This window comes from Bacillus sp. EU52 (genome assembly GCF_037964975.1).
In the GTDB taxonomy this organism is placed as follows: domain Bacteria; phylum Bacillota; class Bacilli; order Bacillales; family Bacillaceae; genus Bacillus; species Bacillus subtilis.
Window position 1 is genome coordinate 2,486,066 of the sequence record NZ_CP150177.1, and the last position, 15,819, is coordinate 2,501,884.

A 15,819-nucleotide genomic window follows, 5' to 3' on the forward strand; every position below is an offset into this window, starting at 1 on the left:
ATCTCATATGTATGATTTGAAAGGAGGTTCTAACACTTTAATTTTTACGGGCCGGGCGCATCGTACGGTGTGGTTTTTTCGCCCGTGGAGGTCCGAACACCTCTCCTAGAACGATCCCCTGTACGACGGTGTCTTTATTCACCTGAAGCATTTTTTGTTTTGTGTATACTGTTTTTTGTTTCGCAGCAGCAAGATCTCGTTCCAGCCCTTTCAGGTTTCTTGCTGTTTCCCTGCGTCTTTCTTCCGCTTCCCGTCTTGCCTGTTCCATACGGTTAGGGATAGGTGCAGGGGCATCTTCTTTTGACTGCTTCTTTTGAGGAGAAGCAGATTGCACGTGTTGAGGTTTTTTACTTTTTTGGCTGTTTTGCTTTTCTTCTTTGCTCTTTTTGCCGAAAATCGCAGAAATGATTCCGATGATCGCTGCAATAATAAGCGGATTGGTCAGTAAATCTTCCATCAGCATTCTCCCTTCTTAGAGAGATTATGATTTGCGGTCTTCATCCGAAGGGTCTTTCGTCAGCTTGCCGAATGAATCACGCATTTCTGTGTCAGCATCGATGTTCTTGATATTCATGTAATCCATGACGCCAATATTCCCTTCACGCAAAGCTTCTGCCATCGCAAGCGGCACTTCCGCCTCGGCTTCTACCACTTTCGCGCGCATTTCTTCTACGCGGGCACGCATTTCCTGTTCTTGAGCGACAGCCATCGCACGTCGTTCTTCCGCTTTTGCCTGCGCGATGTTTTTATCAGCCTCGGCCTGATCGGTTTGTAAAATTGCCCCGATGTTTTTGCCGATATCTACATCTGCAATATCAATTGAGAGAATTTCAAACGCAGTTCCTGAGTCCAATCCTTTTCCAAGGACTGTCTGAGAAATCATGTCAGGGTTTTCAAGCACTTTTTTATGATTATCAGATGAACCGATTGTAGAAACGATCCCCTCACCTACACGAGCTACAATGGTTTCTTCCCCTGCTCCCCCAACGAGGCGCTCGATATTCGCTCTTACTGTGATTCTCGCTTTCGCTTTCACTTCAATCCCGTCCATTGCGACACCTGCAATGAACGGTGTTTCAATCACCTTAGGATTAACGCTCATTTGAACAGCTTCCAACACGTCCCGGCCTGCAAGATCAATGGCAGCACAGCGCTCGAATGTGAGTTCAATGTTAGCTCGCTGAGCGGCGATAAGCGCGTTGACGACTCTGTCAACATTACCTCCAGCCAGATAGTGGCTTTCAAGCTGGTTTGTTCCAACATTAAGTCCCGCTTTATGCGCTTTAATCAGCGGGTTAACAACCCGATTCGGAATGACGCGGCGAAGCCTCATCCCAACTAGAGTGAAAATGCTGATTTTCACTCCGGCTGCCAAAGCTGAAATCCAAAGCATTACAGGCACAAATGTAAAAAATACTGCCAAAACAATGATCGCTACTGCGACAATTGCCAGAATCATAAGTGTTGACGGATCCATATAACTTCTCCTCGTTTCTATTTAAATTTCTCTCACGACAATGCGTGAGCCTTCTACTTTTATCACTTTTACTTTTTTATCTTTTTCTGTAAACGATCCCTCCGATACAACGTCAAGGCGTTCATCATCAATAATGACGGTACCGGAAGGGCGCAGCGGTGTAAAGGTTATACCCACTTTTCCCATTAAGTCCGTGCGCGTTTGATTTGAAACGTAGCCGCTCTCCGTGTTTGTAGAATCATTTAATATCAATTTCTTAAAGAATTTCATACGCTTTCCCAACACCCTTGTCAGTAAAATAAACGCTGTAATCGAAACAGCTGAGGCGATCAAGAGAGAAACCGCCATGACAGTGAAGCTCCCCGCGGCTAAAAACAGGCTCGCAATAATCGCTCCCAAGCCCAGTAATCCAATGATTCCTCCGGGAAGAAAAATCTCAAGCAGAATGAGAATCACCCCTGCTATAAAGAGGAGAACCGTCTCATACCCGGCAAGGCCGGCTGCAAGATGCCCGTAAAAGAACAGCAATAACGCAATGAGTCCAGCCGTTCCAGGGAGGCCGACACCCGGGGAAAAAAGCTCCACCGTCAGACCTAAAAAAGCGATTGTCAGCAGAATAGGGACAATGACCGGATTCGTCAGCCATCTTGCTGTCTTTTCCGCAAAGCTCTCCTTTGCGTAGCTAATCTGCGCCTTTTCGAACCCAAGCTTCTTTACGAGCGTGGACAAATTGTCAGCAGTGCCTTCTGAATAGCCTACCTCAATCGCCTTGTCTGCGTTAAGTGTCAGCAGATCTCCCTTAGGCGCGTCGACTTCCTTGGCATCTATATCTGGGTCAGCCATTGCGAGCGCATATTTTGGATCGCGGTTATTTTTCACTGCGGCATCTTCCATCTCTGCCAGCCAAAGTGATTGAGCTTTTTGGTCAGCGGCATTGCCTTGGCCATCAACAATCGCGGCGGCTCCCATTTTTCCGCCAGGCGCCATATAAATGTGATCTGCTTGAAGTGCAATATATGCACCAGCAGACAACGCGCGTTTGTTGACATATGCAGTTACGGGGATCTCGCTTTCGGTTATCAAATCGGCCATATCAATAGCAGATTTGACCAATCCCCCTGGGGTATTGATATCAAGAACAATATGGTCTGCATGTGCATCCTTTGCGTCTTGTAACGAACGGGACAAAAACGAGGCGAGACCCTGTTCGACATTTTTTTCAACCGGGATCACATAAACAGTTTGTTTTTCTGCTTTTGCGTTCAGCTGTACGCCTAATAAAGAAAGTAAAAATATACCCAAAAGAGCAGCACGAAATCCTTTGATTTGAAGCAAGGGCGGTGTATCCCTCCTTCCTTTTATAATAAGTGCCTTCTCTTCATACGTAACAAATGTATCAAAGGTTTCATTTTTTTATGTATAAAAAAAGACATCTCTCTTAGAAAGATGTCCTTTTCTTTGCCATTTAAGACAGTTGACTGCTCACAAGCTTATTAATTAAACTTCCGTCAGCTTTACCTTTTACTTTAGGCATAATTGCCCCCATCACTTTGCCCATGTCCGCTTTTGAGCTCGCACCGACCTCCGCGATGGTTTCATTTACGATTGTACGCAGCTCTTCTTCTGACAGCTGCTCAGGTAAATAAACTTCTAAAATGTCCAGCTCTTTTTGAACTTTATCTACTAAATCTAAACGATTAGCGTTTGAAAATTCCTGGAGGGAGTCTTTACGTTGCTTAAGTTCACGAGAAAGGACAGTGAGTTCCTCATCCTCGGTCAAACTGTCTTTCTTAAGCTTAATTGCTTCATTTTGAAGTGAAGCCTTAACCATTCGAACGACAGTCAGTTTGTCTTTCTCACGGTTTTTCATATACAGCTTCATATCCTGGTTGAGACGCTCAAGAAGACTCATAAATCCACCCTCTTTTAGAATTTGCGTTTTCTAGCAGCTTCAGACTTTTTCTTGCGCTTTACGCTAGGTTTTTCATAAAATTCACGCTTTCTTGCTTCTTGCAAAGTACCTGTCTTTGATACACTGCGTTTGAAGCGACGAAGAGCATCTTCAAGCGATTCGTTTTTTCTAACGACCGTTTTTGACATTCTCTTTCCCTCCCTCCGAATACACCAATCGACTACCTTTAAGTTACACATATAAACATGTACTTTGACATTATAATATAAGCCATCAGTCAGGTCAACTAAGTGAGTTCACTTTTCCGTCATGAGTGCGACTGCCTGTCTATATAATGATAGAAAGGGGTTGGTGAATAGGATGTTAATTCTGATTAGCTTTACTGCTCTTATATTATTCTTTCTCACAGGCATGAACATGCTTCGAAAAGGCTTAATTTCTATGGCGTACTCAAAAATTGAAGATCGTTTGCTTTTATTTACAGACCATCCGTTAAAAGCGTTTCTTATCAGCATTGTATTTACGGGGATACTTCAGAGCAGCTCAGCCTTTATGGTCATTGTCATCGGCTTTGTAAGTGCGGGCGTTCTTTCTTTTAAGCGGACGATACCGATGATTCTGGGGACAAATGTTGGCTCTACTTTTACAACTGAATTTATTGCTATCAAAATGGATATTTTGATTTGGGTTCTTTTAATAGGAGGTTTATTGTTTTTTCTGACTGGCAGGTATCCTTTGAAACAGCTGGGAACAAGCTTCCTTGGACTGGGCATCATCTTCTTTTGCATCAGCGGATTCAGCCATCTTGCCGGGCCGCTGACGAAGCTGAAAACGGGAGCCGACGTTCTATATCATGTTAACGATTCAAACTGGTCCGCTTTGCTCATCGGGATGGTGTTAACTGCCATCATTCACTCCAGTTCTGTCTGTATCGGCATTTTGATGAGTTTTATGAATGAAGGGATTATCGGACTGACACAGGCGATGAGCGTCGTACTCGGATCAAATATCGGGACATGCATTACAGCTGTCATGGCTGCTGTATCCGGCGGATATGCGGCGAAACAGACAGCGTATGCCCATGTGGTATTTAACGTGCTAGGGGTCGCTCTAGTATTGCCTTTTCTGACCGCAGCGACCGGCTTTGTAGAACAGTTATCACCTGATCCTGCCCAAAGGATTGCTCATTTCAGCCTTTTATTTAATGTGGTGACAGCTCTTTTGTTTCTTCCGCTTACAAACTTGTTTTACCGATTGATTCACCTTCTTATCCCGGCTAAATAAAAAACCGGTACATTTTAATGCACCGATTTTTTAGGTTAAGAAGACAAACGCATGTGTTCAGTTATTTCATCCTCAACCACACGGACAAACTGTCCTTCGTTGTAAGGATAACCTGCTTTTAGGATTTTGACTTTTACGATTTTGCCGATCATATCTTCCGTGCCTTTGAAAACAACCTTCATATAGTTGTCTGTGTAACCGACAAACATGTTCTCTTCTTCTGTTTCTTTATAGGCTTCCTCAGGAATAATCTCAAGCACTTCATTTTCATACTGAGAAGCGTATTCTTTTGCAAGCTGGTCAGAAAGAGCAATCAGGCGGTGCACACGTTCGTTTTTCACGTTTTCATCCACTTGGTCTTCCATTCGCGCAGCTGGTGTTCCTGTACGTTTACTGTAAGGGAAAACATGCAGTTCAGAGAATTTATGTTCTTTAATAAAGTTATAGGTTTCCATAAATTCTTCTTCTGTTTCTCCAGGGAATCCGACGATGACATCAGAAGTAACAGCTAAGCCTGGCAGTGCTTTTTTCAATTTATTTAAACGGTCTGCAAAGAATTCCATTGTATATTTGCGTCTCATCCGTTTAAGCACTGTGTTTGATCCGGATTGGATCGGAATATGCAAATGATTCACTATCTTATCTGAGCGGTCTAAGACCTCGATCACTTCGTCAGTGATTTGGCTGGCTTCGATTGAAGAAATTCTGATCCGTTTCACGCCTTCCACACGGGTGTCTAATTCGCTCAAAAGCTTCGCGAAGTTGTAATCTTTCATATCTTCGCCGTAGCCGCCTGTATGAATACCCGTAAGAACAATTTCCTTATATCCGGCATCAACAAGCTGCTGCGCTTGTTTAATGACTTCTTCAGGATCGCGGGAGCGGAGCAGGCCGCGCGCCCACGGAATGATACAGAATGTGCAGAAATTATTGCAGCCCTCCTGTATTTTCAATGACGCTCTTGTGCGGTCCGTGAAAGCAGGCACATCAAGCTCTTCATATACTCTTGCTTTCATGATGTTGCTGACGCCATTAATCGGCTGGCGTTCTTCTCGGTATTGGTCAATGTAGCCAAGCATTTTTTCACGGTCCTGTGTTCCGACTACAATGTCGACACCGGGGATCGCCATAATCTCAGCAGGTGAGGTTTGCGCGTAGCAGCCTGTGACACAGATGACACCGTCAGGATTTTGACGAATGGCGCGTCTGATCACTTGGCGGCTTTTTTTATCTCCCGTATTTGTAACCGTACATGTATTAATGACATATACATCAGCTGTTTGTTCAAAGTCTCTTCTTTCATAGCCCGCTTCTTTGAAAAGCTGCCAGATTGCTTCTGTTTCATAATGGTTGACTTTACAGCCAAGCGTATGGAAAGCAACAGTTGCCATTACTGATCACCTCTTAATAACTCTGTTTGATAAGAAATCGCACTCAACGCGTATAGCGGAGCGGTTTCTGTCCTTAAAATTCTCGGTCCAAGGCCGCACGTCACACCGTCTTGCTCTGTGAGCCGTTCAACCTCCGCTTCTGTTAAACCGCCTTCGGGACCAAATACGATCAATAGAGATGATCCTTTCGGAAGGCTGCTTACAATCGCGCTGAATGCGCTTATTTCCCCTTGCTTCGATGACTCCTCGTATGCAACGACACATTTATCGAAATCCTGCATCCTTTGAAGAAGCTGCTGAAAAGAATGGACATCCATCACTCGCGGCACTTCGTTACGGTACGATTGCTCAGCCGCTTCCTTCGCAATTTTCGTCCATCTTTCCCGCTTTTTCTTTGCCTTTTTGTCATCCAGCTTGACAACAGAACGCGCGGCTTGGAAAGGAATAAAGGCATGAGCTCCGAGCTCAGTCCCCTTTTGGATAATCCATTCAAGCTTATCTCCTTTCGGAAGGCCGCTCGCAATATAGACCTTTATCGGAAGCTCTCTGTTTTCATTCGTCCATTCTATCACAAGGCAGGACACTTTATCTTTGGAAACAGATTGAAGTTCACATTTTGCCTCGAAGCCGTCTTGAGAGCAGCAGATAATCTGGTCTCCCTCATTCATTCTCATCACGTTCACAATATGATGAACATCTTCGCCAGTAATCAAAAAAGCCGGCGCTTCCTCTATTTGCTGCTTCGTGAGCTCGATAAAATATCGTTGCATACGCTGTGACACCTACTAACTGTTATTTTTTCGCAATAATGCTGACCCAATCTTCCATTGAAAGGATTTCTACAATGGTAAAGCCAGCTTGTTCCAGTGCTTCTTTTACTTCTTGTTTTTTATGACCGATGATTCCTGACGTAATAAAGTGGCCGCCCTCTTTTAACAGGCTGTACGCTTGTGAAGTAAAGCGAAGAATGACTTCAGCCAAAATGTTGGCCACAATCACATCATGTTCCCCTTCAATCCCGTCTAACAAATTGTTTTGCTTCACTTGAGCAATATCGCTGACTTTGTTCAGCTTGAGATTGAGGCGTGCACTTTCTACAGCCACGGGATCAAGATCGTAGGCATGAACCGATTCAGCCTCAAGCATTGCAGCCGCAATACTTAAAATTCCCGAACCAGTGCCGACATCAATCACCTTATCACCCTTTTGCACAAAGCGTTCAAGCGCCTGAATGCAGAGTACGGTTGTCGGATGTGTCCCTGTGCCGAAAGCCATTCCCGGGTCCATTTCAATAATCAGTTCATCAGTATGGACCGGCGTATATTCCTCCCACGTCGGCACAATTGTAAACTTTTCAGAAATTTTCACAGGATGATAATACTTTTTCCAGGCAGTCGCCCACTCTTCTTCATTTACTTCAGAAATAGTGATGTGGTTTCTGCCCAAATCAATATTGTAAAGAAGGAGATTATTAATCGTTTCTTTGATGCCGTCTACAGTTTCGCCCAGAAAACTGTTAACCGGCAGATATGCTTTGACAATGACACCCTCATCTGGGTAATCATTGGGGTCGAGCTGGTAGATTTCCCCGTACACATTCTCACGTTCTTTAATTAAATCAAGCGGGTCCTCTATCACAACCCCACTTGCACCAGCTTCATGCAATATATTTGAGATAGGTTCGACCGCTTCATGTGTTGTGTGAATGCTTAATTCGGACCATTTCAAAACTACCAACTCCTCATCCAATAATTAATCGCCTTTAAACGCGCGTTTTACCTTGTCAAAGAAACTCATTTCCTGTTCGTCAGGCAGGTTTCCGCTGACTTCGGCAAATTCGCGGATAATGTCTTTTTGTTTATCAGTCAGATTTGTCGGCGTAACGACGCGGACGACGATATGCTGGTCACCCTGTCCATAGCCTCTGACATTTTGAACGCCTTTGCCTCTTAATCTGAATTTCGTTCCTGTTTGTGTACCGGCCGGAATTTTCAATTTCACTTTTCCATGCAGCGTCGGCACTTCTACCTCATCTCCAAGAGCAGCCTGAGCAAACGTTAACGGCATTTCACAGTAAATATCATCGCCGTCACGCTCGAAGAACTCGTGTGCGCGTACATGGAACACGACAAATAAATCCCCGGCAGGGCCGCCGTTTATTCCTGGTTCACCCTGTCCCGAGAGACGAAGCTGCTGCCCGTCATCTACACCGGCTGGAATTGTCACATTGATTTTCTTGCGTTTTTTGATTTTTCCTTTGCCGCCGCAGTCCGCACATTTGTTTTTAATGATTTTGCCTGTACCTTCACAGTGGTGGCAGACCCGTCTGTTAACGACTTTTCCAAACGGTGTATTTTGCTCCACGTTTAACTGGCCGGAGCCTCCGCAGTGGGAGCATGTTTCTGGATTTGTTCCAGGTTTCGCACCTGAGCCTTTACATGTTTCGCACGTTTCCTCGCGGGGAATTTCGATGGTTGTTTCTTTACCGAAAGCCGCATCCTCAAACGACAGGGTCATCGTATACTGTAAATCAGCACCCTGGCGCGGAGCGTTTGGATCTCTTCGTCTTGTGCCTCCGCCGAATATACTTGAGAAAATATCATCGAAACCAAAACCGCCGAAATCGCCGCCGCCAAAACCTCCGCCGCCGAAGCCTTGGTTAGGGTCAATGTGACCAAATTGATCGTAATGCGCACGTTTTTGGTCATCTGACAGCGTTTCGTATGCTTCTTTTACCTCTTTAAATTTTTCATCTGATCCGGCTTCTTTGTTAATATCAGGATGATATTTTTTTGACAGCTTCCGATAAGCTTTTTTAATTTCATCCTTTGAAGCGCTCTTACTTACTCCCAGCACTTCATAGTAATCACGCTTACTCATCTCGCTTCACTCTCCCGAATTTCTCACATAAATTAGATTGTATCATTTTGAATTATGATTTTTCAATTCCTTTTATCCCGGGCAAGAAAAAAAGTCAAAGCCAAGAGATGCCTGACTTTGACTTTCTAATCATTGAATCAGATTATGAAATGTGTTCTTTTCGGTCAGCTCCGGAAGCGGGGCTGACACTAAAAAGAACTTATTTTTTGTTTTGGTCGTCGTTTACTTCTTCGTATTCAGCGTCGACAACGTTGTCATCCGCTTTGCCTTCAGCGTTTGCTCCGCCTTGAGCTTGCTGTGCTTTAGCAGCTTCTTCATAAAGCTTCATAGAAAGCTCTTGAACGATTGTTTGAAGCTCATCTTTTTTCGCTTTGATCTCTTCAAATTCGTTTTTCTCAATCGCTGCTTTTAAAGCGTCTTTGGCATCGTTGGCTTTTTTCACTTGTTCTTCGTCCACTTTGCCTTCAAGATCTTTTAATGTTTTCTCAGTTTGGAAAACAAGCTGATCTGCTTCGTTGCGGACTTCGATTTCTTCTTTTTTCTTCGCATCAGCGTCAGCATTTTCTTCCGCTTCTTTTACCATGCGTTCGATCTCTTCATCTGAGAGACCTGAAGAAGATTTGATTGTAATGTTTTGTTCTTTTCCTGTGCCTAAGTCTTTTGCTCTTACGTTTACGATACCGTTTTTGTCAATATCGAAAGAAACTTCGATTTGAGGCACGCCGCGCGGTGCTGGCGGGATATCAGTAAGCTGGAAGCGGCCGAGTGTTTTGTTGTCGGCAGACATTGGGCGCTCACCTTGAAGAACATGGATATCAACAGCTGTTTGGTTATCAGCAGCAGTTGAGAACACTTGAGATTTGCTTGTTGGGATCGTCGTGTTGCGGTCGATCAGTTTTGTAAACACACCGCCCATTGTTTCGATACCGAGAGAAAGCGGTGTAACGTCAAGAAGAACAACATCTTTTACGTCACCTGTGATAACGCCGCCCTGAATCGCAGCACCAAGCGCTACAACTTCATCCGGGTTTACGCCTTTATGCGCTTCTTTTCCAGTTTCTTTTTTGATTGCTTCTTGTACGGCAGGGATACGAGTTGATCCGCCGACAAGGATGACTTTGTCGATTTCGCTTGCAGAAAGTCCTGCATCTTGAAGCGCTTGACGGACAGGACCCATTGTGCGCTCTACTAAATGAGAAGAAAGCTCTTCGAATTTAGCGCGAGTTAATGTAAGTTCAAGGTGAAGCGGTCCTGCTTCTCCAGCTGTGATAAACGGTAAAGAAATTTGCGTAGAAGATACGCCGGAAAGATCTTTTTTCGCTTTTTCAGCTGCGTCTTTCAAACGCTGAAGCGCCATTTTGTCTTTTGACAAATCAATGCCGTTTTCTTTTTTGAATTCAGACACCAGATGATCGATGATAACTTGGTCAAAATCGTCCCCACCCAGACGGTTGTCGCCGGCAGTTGAACGAACTTCGAATACACCGTCGCCAAGCTCAAGGATGGAAACGTCGAATGTACCGCCGCCAAGGTCGTATACTAGGATCGTTTGATCTTCATCTGTTTTATCAAGTCCGTATGCAAGCGCTGCTGCAGTCGGCTCGTTGATGATACGTTCTACTTCAAGACCTGCAATTTTACCAGCGTCTTTTGTTGCTTGACGCTCAGCATCGTTAAAGTATGCAGGAACTGTGATAACTGCTTTTGATACTGTTTCGCCAAGATAGCTTTCAGCGTATGATTTAAGGTGTTGAAGGATGATAGCAGACACTTCTTGTGGAGTGTAATCCTTTCCTTCAATTTCAACTTTATAATCAGTACCCATATGACGTTTGATAGACATAATTGTGTTAGGGTTTGTAATAGATTGGCGTTTAGCCACTTCCCCTACTTGACGTTCGCCGTTTTTAAATGCAACAACTGATGGCGTTGTGCGGTTTCCTTCAGCGTTAGCAATAACTTTAGGCTCGCCGCCTTCAAGCACTGCCACACATGAGTTTGTTGTTCCTAAGTCGATTCCGATAACTTTACTCACTTGAATAACCTCCTGCTATGTAATTATTGATTCACTTTGACCATGGAAGGGCGAATGACGCGATCCTTCAGCTTATAGCCTTTTTGCATTTCCTCAACAACAATGTTGGAGCCGTAGTTTTCGTCTTCAGCCTGCATAACAGCTTGGTGCAGATTAGGATCAAATTCCTGCCCTACAGCTTCGATGGCTTCGACGCCTTCTTTTTTCAAGGCTTCTACGAGCTGACGGTGGACCATTTCCATTCCCTGGAGCAAACTTTTCGTCTGTTCATTGTCGGCTTCAACCTGAAGCGCTCGTTCAAAGCTGTCAAGAGCCGGCAGTAAATCAGTCACGATATTTTGAGAACGGTATTTTTGGGACGCTTCCATCTCTAAACGGCTGCGTCGTTTATAGTTTTCAAAGTCTGCTTGAACACGCAAAAGTTTGTTTTCTTTTTCCTCAAGCAAACCTTGCAATTCGTTAATTTGGTTTTGAAGAAGTTCGCTTTCATTTGTTTCTTCCTGCTGTTCATCAGCGGCAGCTTGTTCTTCAATGATTTCTTGCTCTTCTGTTTCGTTTTGTTCAACGGTTTGTTTTTCTTCTGACATTGTGTTCACCTCCCTCAAAGTGTAAGGAGAAGGACAGGTGCTGCCCTTCGATAAAATTTGCCAAAATTCCCTTATTCATCATACAGACTTGTTAATGCTTTTGACAAGTCCGAAGTCACATGCTGAAGCAGGCTGACAACCCTGGAATAATTCATGCGGGTCGGGCCGATAATCGCAATTGAGCCGATCTGCTTCTGGTCTACGGAATAAGAAGCCGTAATCAGACTGCAATTTTCCATCTCTTCATAGTCGTTTTCTTTTCCGATTTTAATCGAAATTCCCGTGTGCGGGGATTGAACCAGCTTTAAAACATCCTGTTCTTTCTCAATTAATGAAAGCAGCGACCGAACTCGGGTGATATCATGGAACTCAGGCTGGTTCAGCATATTGATTTTCCCGCCAAAAAACAACTTTTCAACGTGATTTGTGGAATGAAAGGTTGAACGAAGCGCGTCGAGTATATTGTCATAGTTCTTAATGTGCTGTCTTAGGTACATGACAACTTCCTTAAATATGCGCTCATTCAGTTCATCCATTGGAACGCCGCTTAATCGGTCGTTCAGTATATTGACCAGTTTTTCAATATCAGACAGATCCATTTTGGTCGGAAAGTTAATCGTTTTGTTTTCCACATGCCCCGTATTGGTAACGAGAATCGCTACCGCCATATCAGGCTGAATCGGAATGATTTGAATCTGTTTAAGGTAATTCTCACTCAGCTTCGGCCCGAGTACGATGGATGTGTAATTCGTCAGATCGGACAAAATTTGCGCTGATTTTTGAACTGTCTTCTCCAGCTCGAAAATTTTCTCTTTGAAGATCGAGTGGATTTGGTCCAGGTCGCTTTTCGTCAGTTTGACGGGTGACAGCAAATGGTCAACATAGTACCGATACCCTTTTTCTGACGGAACACGTCCTGAGGATGAATGGGTTTTTTCAATAAAGCCCAATTCCTCCAAGTCAGCCATCTCGTTTCTTATTGTTGCAGAGCTAAATGTGATTTCATCTTTTTTCGAAAGAGTTCTTGATCCCACCGGCTGTGCCGATTTAATAAAATCGTTGATTATAACCTGTAGGATCAGCAGCTGACGATTTGTTAACATCATCATCACCTCTGTTAGCACTCTCAATAAGCGAGTGCTAATTCTATAACAAAAGTATCAAACCACAAGAAAAATGTCAATTATAACTCACCCAAAAAAGCGCCAAAAACTTCATTGCCTAATAATTTCCCTTGATGAGTCAAATAAACGGCAGACTCCGAATTGTGAATCAGCCCTTTTTCAGCGAGGTCTTTTAACACGCTTGGGAAAAGTCCATCCAGGGAGCGGCCGTATTTTTCTGCGAATCGTTTTTTGCTGACACCGGCTGTTTTTCTCAAACCTAAAAACATTTCTTCCTCAATCTGTTCTTCTGTTGTCACTTCATGTGTATCTCTGTACGGAAAACCCTTTTCAGCTATCAGGTCAATGTAATGCTTAACAGGTCCGACGTTCACTGTTCGTGTGCCGCCAATATATCCGTGAGCGCCAGCTCCGAAACCGAAATATTGTTCGTTGCTCCAATACGTTAGATTGTGCTTAGATTCCATGCCTGCCTTAGCAAAGTTGCTGATTTCATATTGATGAATGCCGTGAGCTTCCATCTGGCTCATCACTATTTCATACATTTCAGCTTCCTGCTCCTGCGGCGGAAGATGAAGCCGCCCTTTTTGCATCAAATTATAAAATACCGTTTTCGGTTCTACAATAAGGGAGTAAACGGAATAATGCTCAGCGTCCAATGATAAAGCAGTGTTTATGGAATGTTCCAGATGCTTGAGGGTTTGCCCCGGAAGCCCGAACATGAGATCAAGACTGATATTCTCAAAACCGATTTCCCGCGCTCTTTCAAAAGAGGTGAATACATCTTTTTGCTTGTGCACTCGGCCGATTTTTTCTAACAGATCGTCTTCGAACGTTTGCACACCAAAGCTAAGGCGATTTACGCCTGCTTCTTTTAATATTTTTAATTTCTCTGCGGACAAATCGTCCGGATTCGCTTCAACCGCAAATTCCGATAAGTCGCTTGAGGGCTTTAGCACGCGGTTGATCATATCCATCAGCTTTTTAAGCTGTTCCTCAGACAGGGAGGTCGGCGTGCCTCCTCCGATAAAGATTGTTTTGAGATCAGGCTGCCCGGTTTTTGCTATTGTATTTATCATTTCCTGTTCGAGTGCGTTTAAATACTCGTCGACTGGCTGACTTTGAATAAAATATTTATTGAAATCGCAGTAGTGGCAAATATGCTCACAAAATGGGATATGGATATAAGCTGATTTCAACGGATTCACCTTCTTTACAGAAAGAAGCCGCAGTACAAGACTGCGGCGGCTTCTATTGTTTTTTCGGACTGTCGTCCATTTTCAGAACTGCCATAAATGCTTCTTGCGGCACTTCAACTGAGCCGACCTGCTTCATACGGCGCTTTCCTTCTTTTTGTTTTTCAAGAAGTTTCCGTTTACGCGAGATGTCCCCTCCGTAACATTTAGCCAATACGTTTTTACGCATTGCTTTTATGGTGGAGCGGGCCACGATTTTCTGGCCGATTGCGGCTTGTACCGGAACTTCAAACTGCTGGCGCGGAATGAGTTCTTTCAGTTTTTCAACGATCACTTTTCCCCGTTCATATGCGTAATCACGATGCACGATAAAGGAAAGGGCATCGATTTTTTCACCATTCAGCATAATGTCCATTTTCACAAGCTTGGACGGTTTGTAGCCGATCAGTTCATAATCAAAGGACGCATAGCCTTTAGTGCTTGATTTCAGCTGATCAAAAAACTCATATACGATTTCCGCTAATGGCATATCATAAATGATGCTGACACGGTTTGCGTCTAAATACTGCATATCAATGAAATTGCCGCGTTTTCCTTGGCAAAGCTCCATTACAGCGCCGACATAGTCATTCGGCACCATCATCGTCGCTTTTACGTATGGCTCCTCAACCCTTTCGATCTTTTGAGGATCCGGCATGTTGGACGGGTTGTCGACAACGACCTTTTCGCCGTCTGTCATATACACGTCATAGATAACGCTTGGCGCTGTCGTAATCAGGTCGATGTTGAACTCACGCTCAATTCGCTCCTGAATGATCTCCATGTGAAGCATGCCTAAAAATCCGCAGCGGAACCCGAATCCAAGCGCTTGCGAAGTTTCCGCTTCATATTGAAGGGAGGAATCATTCAGCTCAAGCTTTTCAAGAGCTTCCCTTAAATCATTATACTTCGCTGTATCAATCGGATACAAACCACAGTACACCATCGGGTTTAGCTTGCGGTATCCCGGCAGCGCTTCTTCTGCAGGATTGGCAGCGCTCGTTATTGTATCACCGACACGTGTGTCACCGACATTTTTGATTGAGGCAGTCAGGAAGCCTACATCACCGACCGTCAGTTCATTTGTCGGAGTTGCTTTCGGCGTGAACACGCCCACCTCTGTTACTTCGAATTCTTTCCCGGTTGCCATCATTTTGATTTTTTGTCCCGGCTTTACCGTTCCTTCAACGACTCTGATATAAGCCACGACACCGCGGTAGGCGTCATAAAGCGAGTCGAAGATCAGCGCTTTGAGCGGCGCCTCCGGATCTCCGGTCGGAGCTGGCACCTTTTCTACGATTTGTTCTAAAATCTCCTCAATCCCGATACCGGCTTTTGCAGAAGCAAGCACGGCTTCTGATGCGTCAAGGCCGATAACGTCTTCTACCTCTTGGCGCACACGTTCGGGCTCGGCGCTCGGAAGGTCGATTTTATTGATGACCGGAAGGATTTCAAGATCGTTGTCAAGCGCTAAGTAGACATTGGCGAGCGTCTGCGCTTCAATCCCCTGGGCTGCATCCACGACAAGAATCGCTCCCTCGCAGGCAGCAAGGCTTCGGGATACTTCATACGTGAAGTCGACGTGTCCCGGCGTATCGATTAGATGAAAGATATATTCTTCTCCGTCTTTTGCTTTATATTTAAGCTGAACAGAGTTTAATTTAATGGTTATGCCCCGCTCACGTTCAAGATCCATAGAATCGAGCAATTGTTCTTTCATTTCTCGTTGAGTGATTGCCGACGTTTTTTCTAAAATACGATCCGCTAAGGTCGATTTTCCGTGGTCAATATGGGCAATGATAGAGAAATTCCGTATTCTCGATTGCCTCTCTAAACGCTTTTCTTTATCTGTCACAATCTATCACTCCTACTATTAAACGCAAAATACACTAGC

General features: G+C 44.3%; 15 protein-coding genes. 1 reads left to right on the top strand and 14 read right to left on the bottom strand.

What is annotated here, in order from left to right:
* Positions 1–37: 37 nt before the first annotated feature.
* The 5 genes from NSU05_RS12705 to rpsU form a co-directional block, all read right to left on the bottom strand.
* Positions 38–457: a hypothetical protein gene (locus NSU05_RS12705; RefSeq protein ID WP_015714280.1), complete on the bottom strand. Its 420-nt coding sequence runs from the start codon at positions 455–457 to the stop codon at positions 38–40.
* A gap of 24 nt (positions 458–481) precedes the next feature.
* A complete protein-coding gene (floA, locus tag NSU05_RS12710; RefSeq protein WP_003230026.1) occupies positions 482–1,477 on the bottom strand; it encodes a flotillin-like protein FloA in 996 nt (331 codons plus the stop codon).
* 21 nt (positions 1,478–1,498) lie between these two features.
* Positions 1,499–2,812 (bottom strand): nodulation protein NfeD, encoded by a 1,314-nt coding sequence (locus NSU05_RS12715; RefSeq protein ID WP_046381193.1) that lies wholly within the window; start codon positions 2,810–2,812, stop codon positions 1,499–1,501.
* Positions 2,813–2,942: 130 nt separating this feature from the next.
* Positions 2,943–3,389: a GatB/YqeY domain-containing protein gene (locus tag NSU05_RS12720; protein WP_003230022.1), complete on the bottom strand. Its 447-nt coding sequence runs from the start codon at positions 3,387–3,389 to the stop codon at positions 2,943–2,945.
* Positions 3,390–3,403: 14 nt separating this feature from the next.
* Complete coding sequence (gene rpsU / locus NSU05_RS12725) at positions 3,404–3,577, bottom strand: 30S ribosomal protein S21 (RefSeq protein ID WP_003152957.1); 174 nt, start codon at positions 3,575–3,577, stop codon at positions 3,404–3,406.
* Positions 3,578–3,749: 172 nt separating this feature from the next.
* Between rpsU and NSU05_RS12730 the strand changes: the two genes are divergently transcribed.
* A complete protein-coding gene (locus tag NSU05_RS12730; protein ID WP_014480301.1) occupies positions 3,750–4,673 on the top strand; it encodes a Na/Pi symporter in 924 nt (307 codons plus the stop codon).
* A 35-nt stretch (positions 4,674–4,708) separates the two neighbouring features.
* On the opposite strand, the gene mtaB is transcribed toward NSU05_RS12730, so the two are convergent.
* From mtaB to lepA, 9 genes are all read right to left on the bottom strand, one after another.
* Positions 4,709–6,064 carry a tRNA (N(6)-L-threonylcarbamoyladenosine(37)-C(2))-methylthiotransferase MtaB gene (gene mtaB / locus NSU05_RS12735; RefSeq protein WP_014114458.1) on the bottom strand — a complete coding sequence of 452 codons (1,356 nt, stop codon included), beginning with the start codon at positions 6,062–6,064 and terminating at the stop codon, positions 4,709–4,711.
* Positions 6,064–6,834: a 16S rRNA (uracil(1498)-N(3))-methyltransferase gene (locus tag NSU05_RS12740; RefSeq protein WP_024572268.1), complete on the bottom strand. Its 771-nt coding sequence runs from the start codon at positions 6,832–6,834 to the stop codon at positions 6,064–6,066. Before NSU05_RS12740 ends, mtaB begins: the two co-directional genes overlap by 1 nt.
* A 22-nt stretch (positions 6,835–6,856) precedes the next feature.
* Entirely contained in the window at positions 6,857–7,792 is a 936-nt protein-coding gene (gene prmA / locus NSU05_RS12745; protein WP_004398884.1) for a 50S ribosomal protein L11 methyltransferase, read from the bottom strand.
* A 24-nt stretch (positions 7,793–7,816) separates the two neighbouring features.
* Complete coding sequence (dnaJ, locus tag NSU05_RS12750) at positions 7,817–8,944, bottom strand: molecular chaperone DnaJ (protein WP_038429320.1); 1,128 nt, start codon at positions 8,942–8,944, stop codon at positions 7,817–7,819.
* Positions 8,945–9,143: 199 nt separating this feature from the next.
* Positions 9,144–10,979: a molecular chaperone DnaK gene (gene dnaK, locus NSU05_RS12755; protein WP_004398786.1), complete on the bottom strand. Its 1,836-nt coding sequence runs from the start codon at positions 10,977–10,979 to the stop codon at positions 9,144–9,146.
* Between the two features lie 23 nt (positions 10,980–11,002).
* The gene (gene grpE, locus NSU05_RS12760; protein ID WP_003230005.1) at positions 11,003–11,566 is read right to left on the bottom strand and encodes a nucleotide exchange factor GrpE; all 564 of its coding nucleotides are present in this window, start codon (positions 11,564–11,566) and stop codon (positions 11,003–11,005) included.
* A 71-nt stretch (positions 11,567–11,637) separates the two neighbouring features.
* Entirely contained in the window at positions 11,638–12,669 is a 1,032-nt protein-coding gene (gene hrcA, locus NSU05_RS12765) for a heat-inducible transcriptional repressor HrcA (RefSeq protein ID WP_003246126.1), read from the bottom strand.
* An 80-nt stretch (positions 12,670–12,749) separates the two neighbouring features.
* Entirely contained in the window at positions 12,750–13,889 is a 1,140-nt protein-coding gene (hemW, locus tag NSU05_RS12770) for a radical SAM family heme chaperone HemW (RefSeq protein ID WP_038429321.1), read from the bottom strand.
* 52 nt (positions 13,890–13,941) lie between these two features.
* The gene (gene lepA, locus NSU05_RS12775) at positions 13,942–15,780 is read right to left on the bottom strand and encodes a translation elongation factor 4 (RefSeq protein WP_003229999.1); all 1,839 of its coding nucleotides are present in this window, start codon (positions 15,778–15,780) and stop codon (positions 13,942–13,944) included.
* Positions 15,781–15,819: the final 39 nt, after the last annotated feature.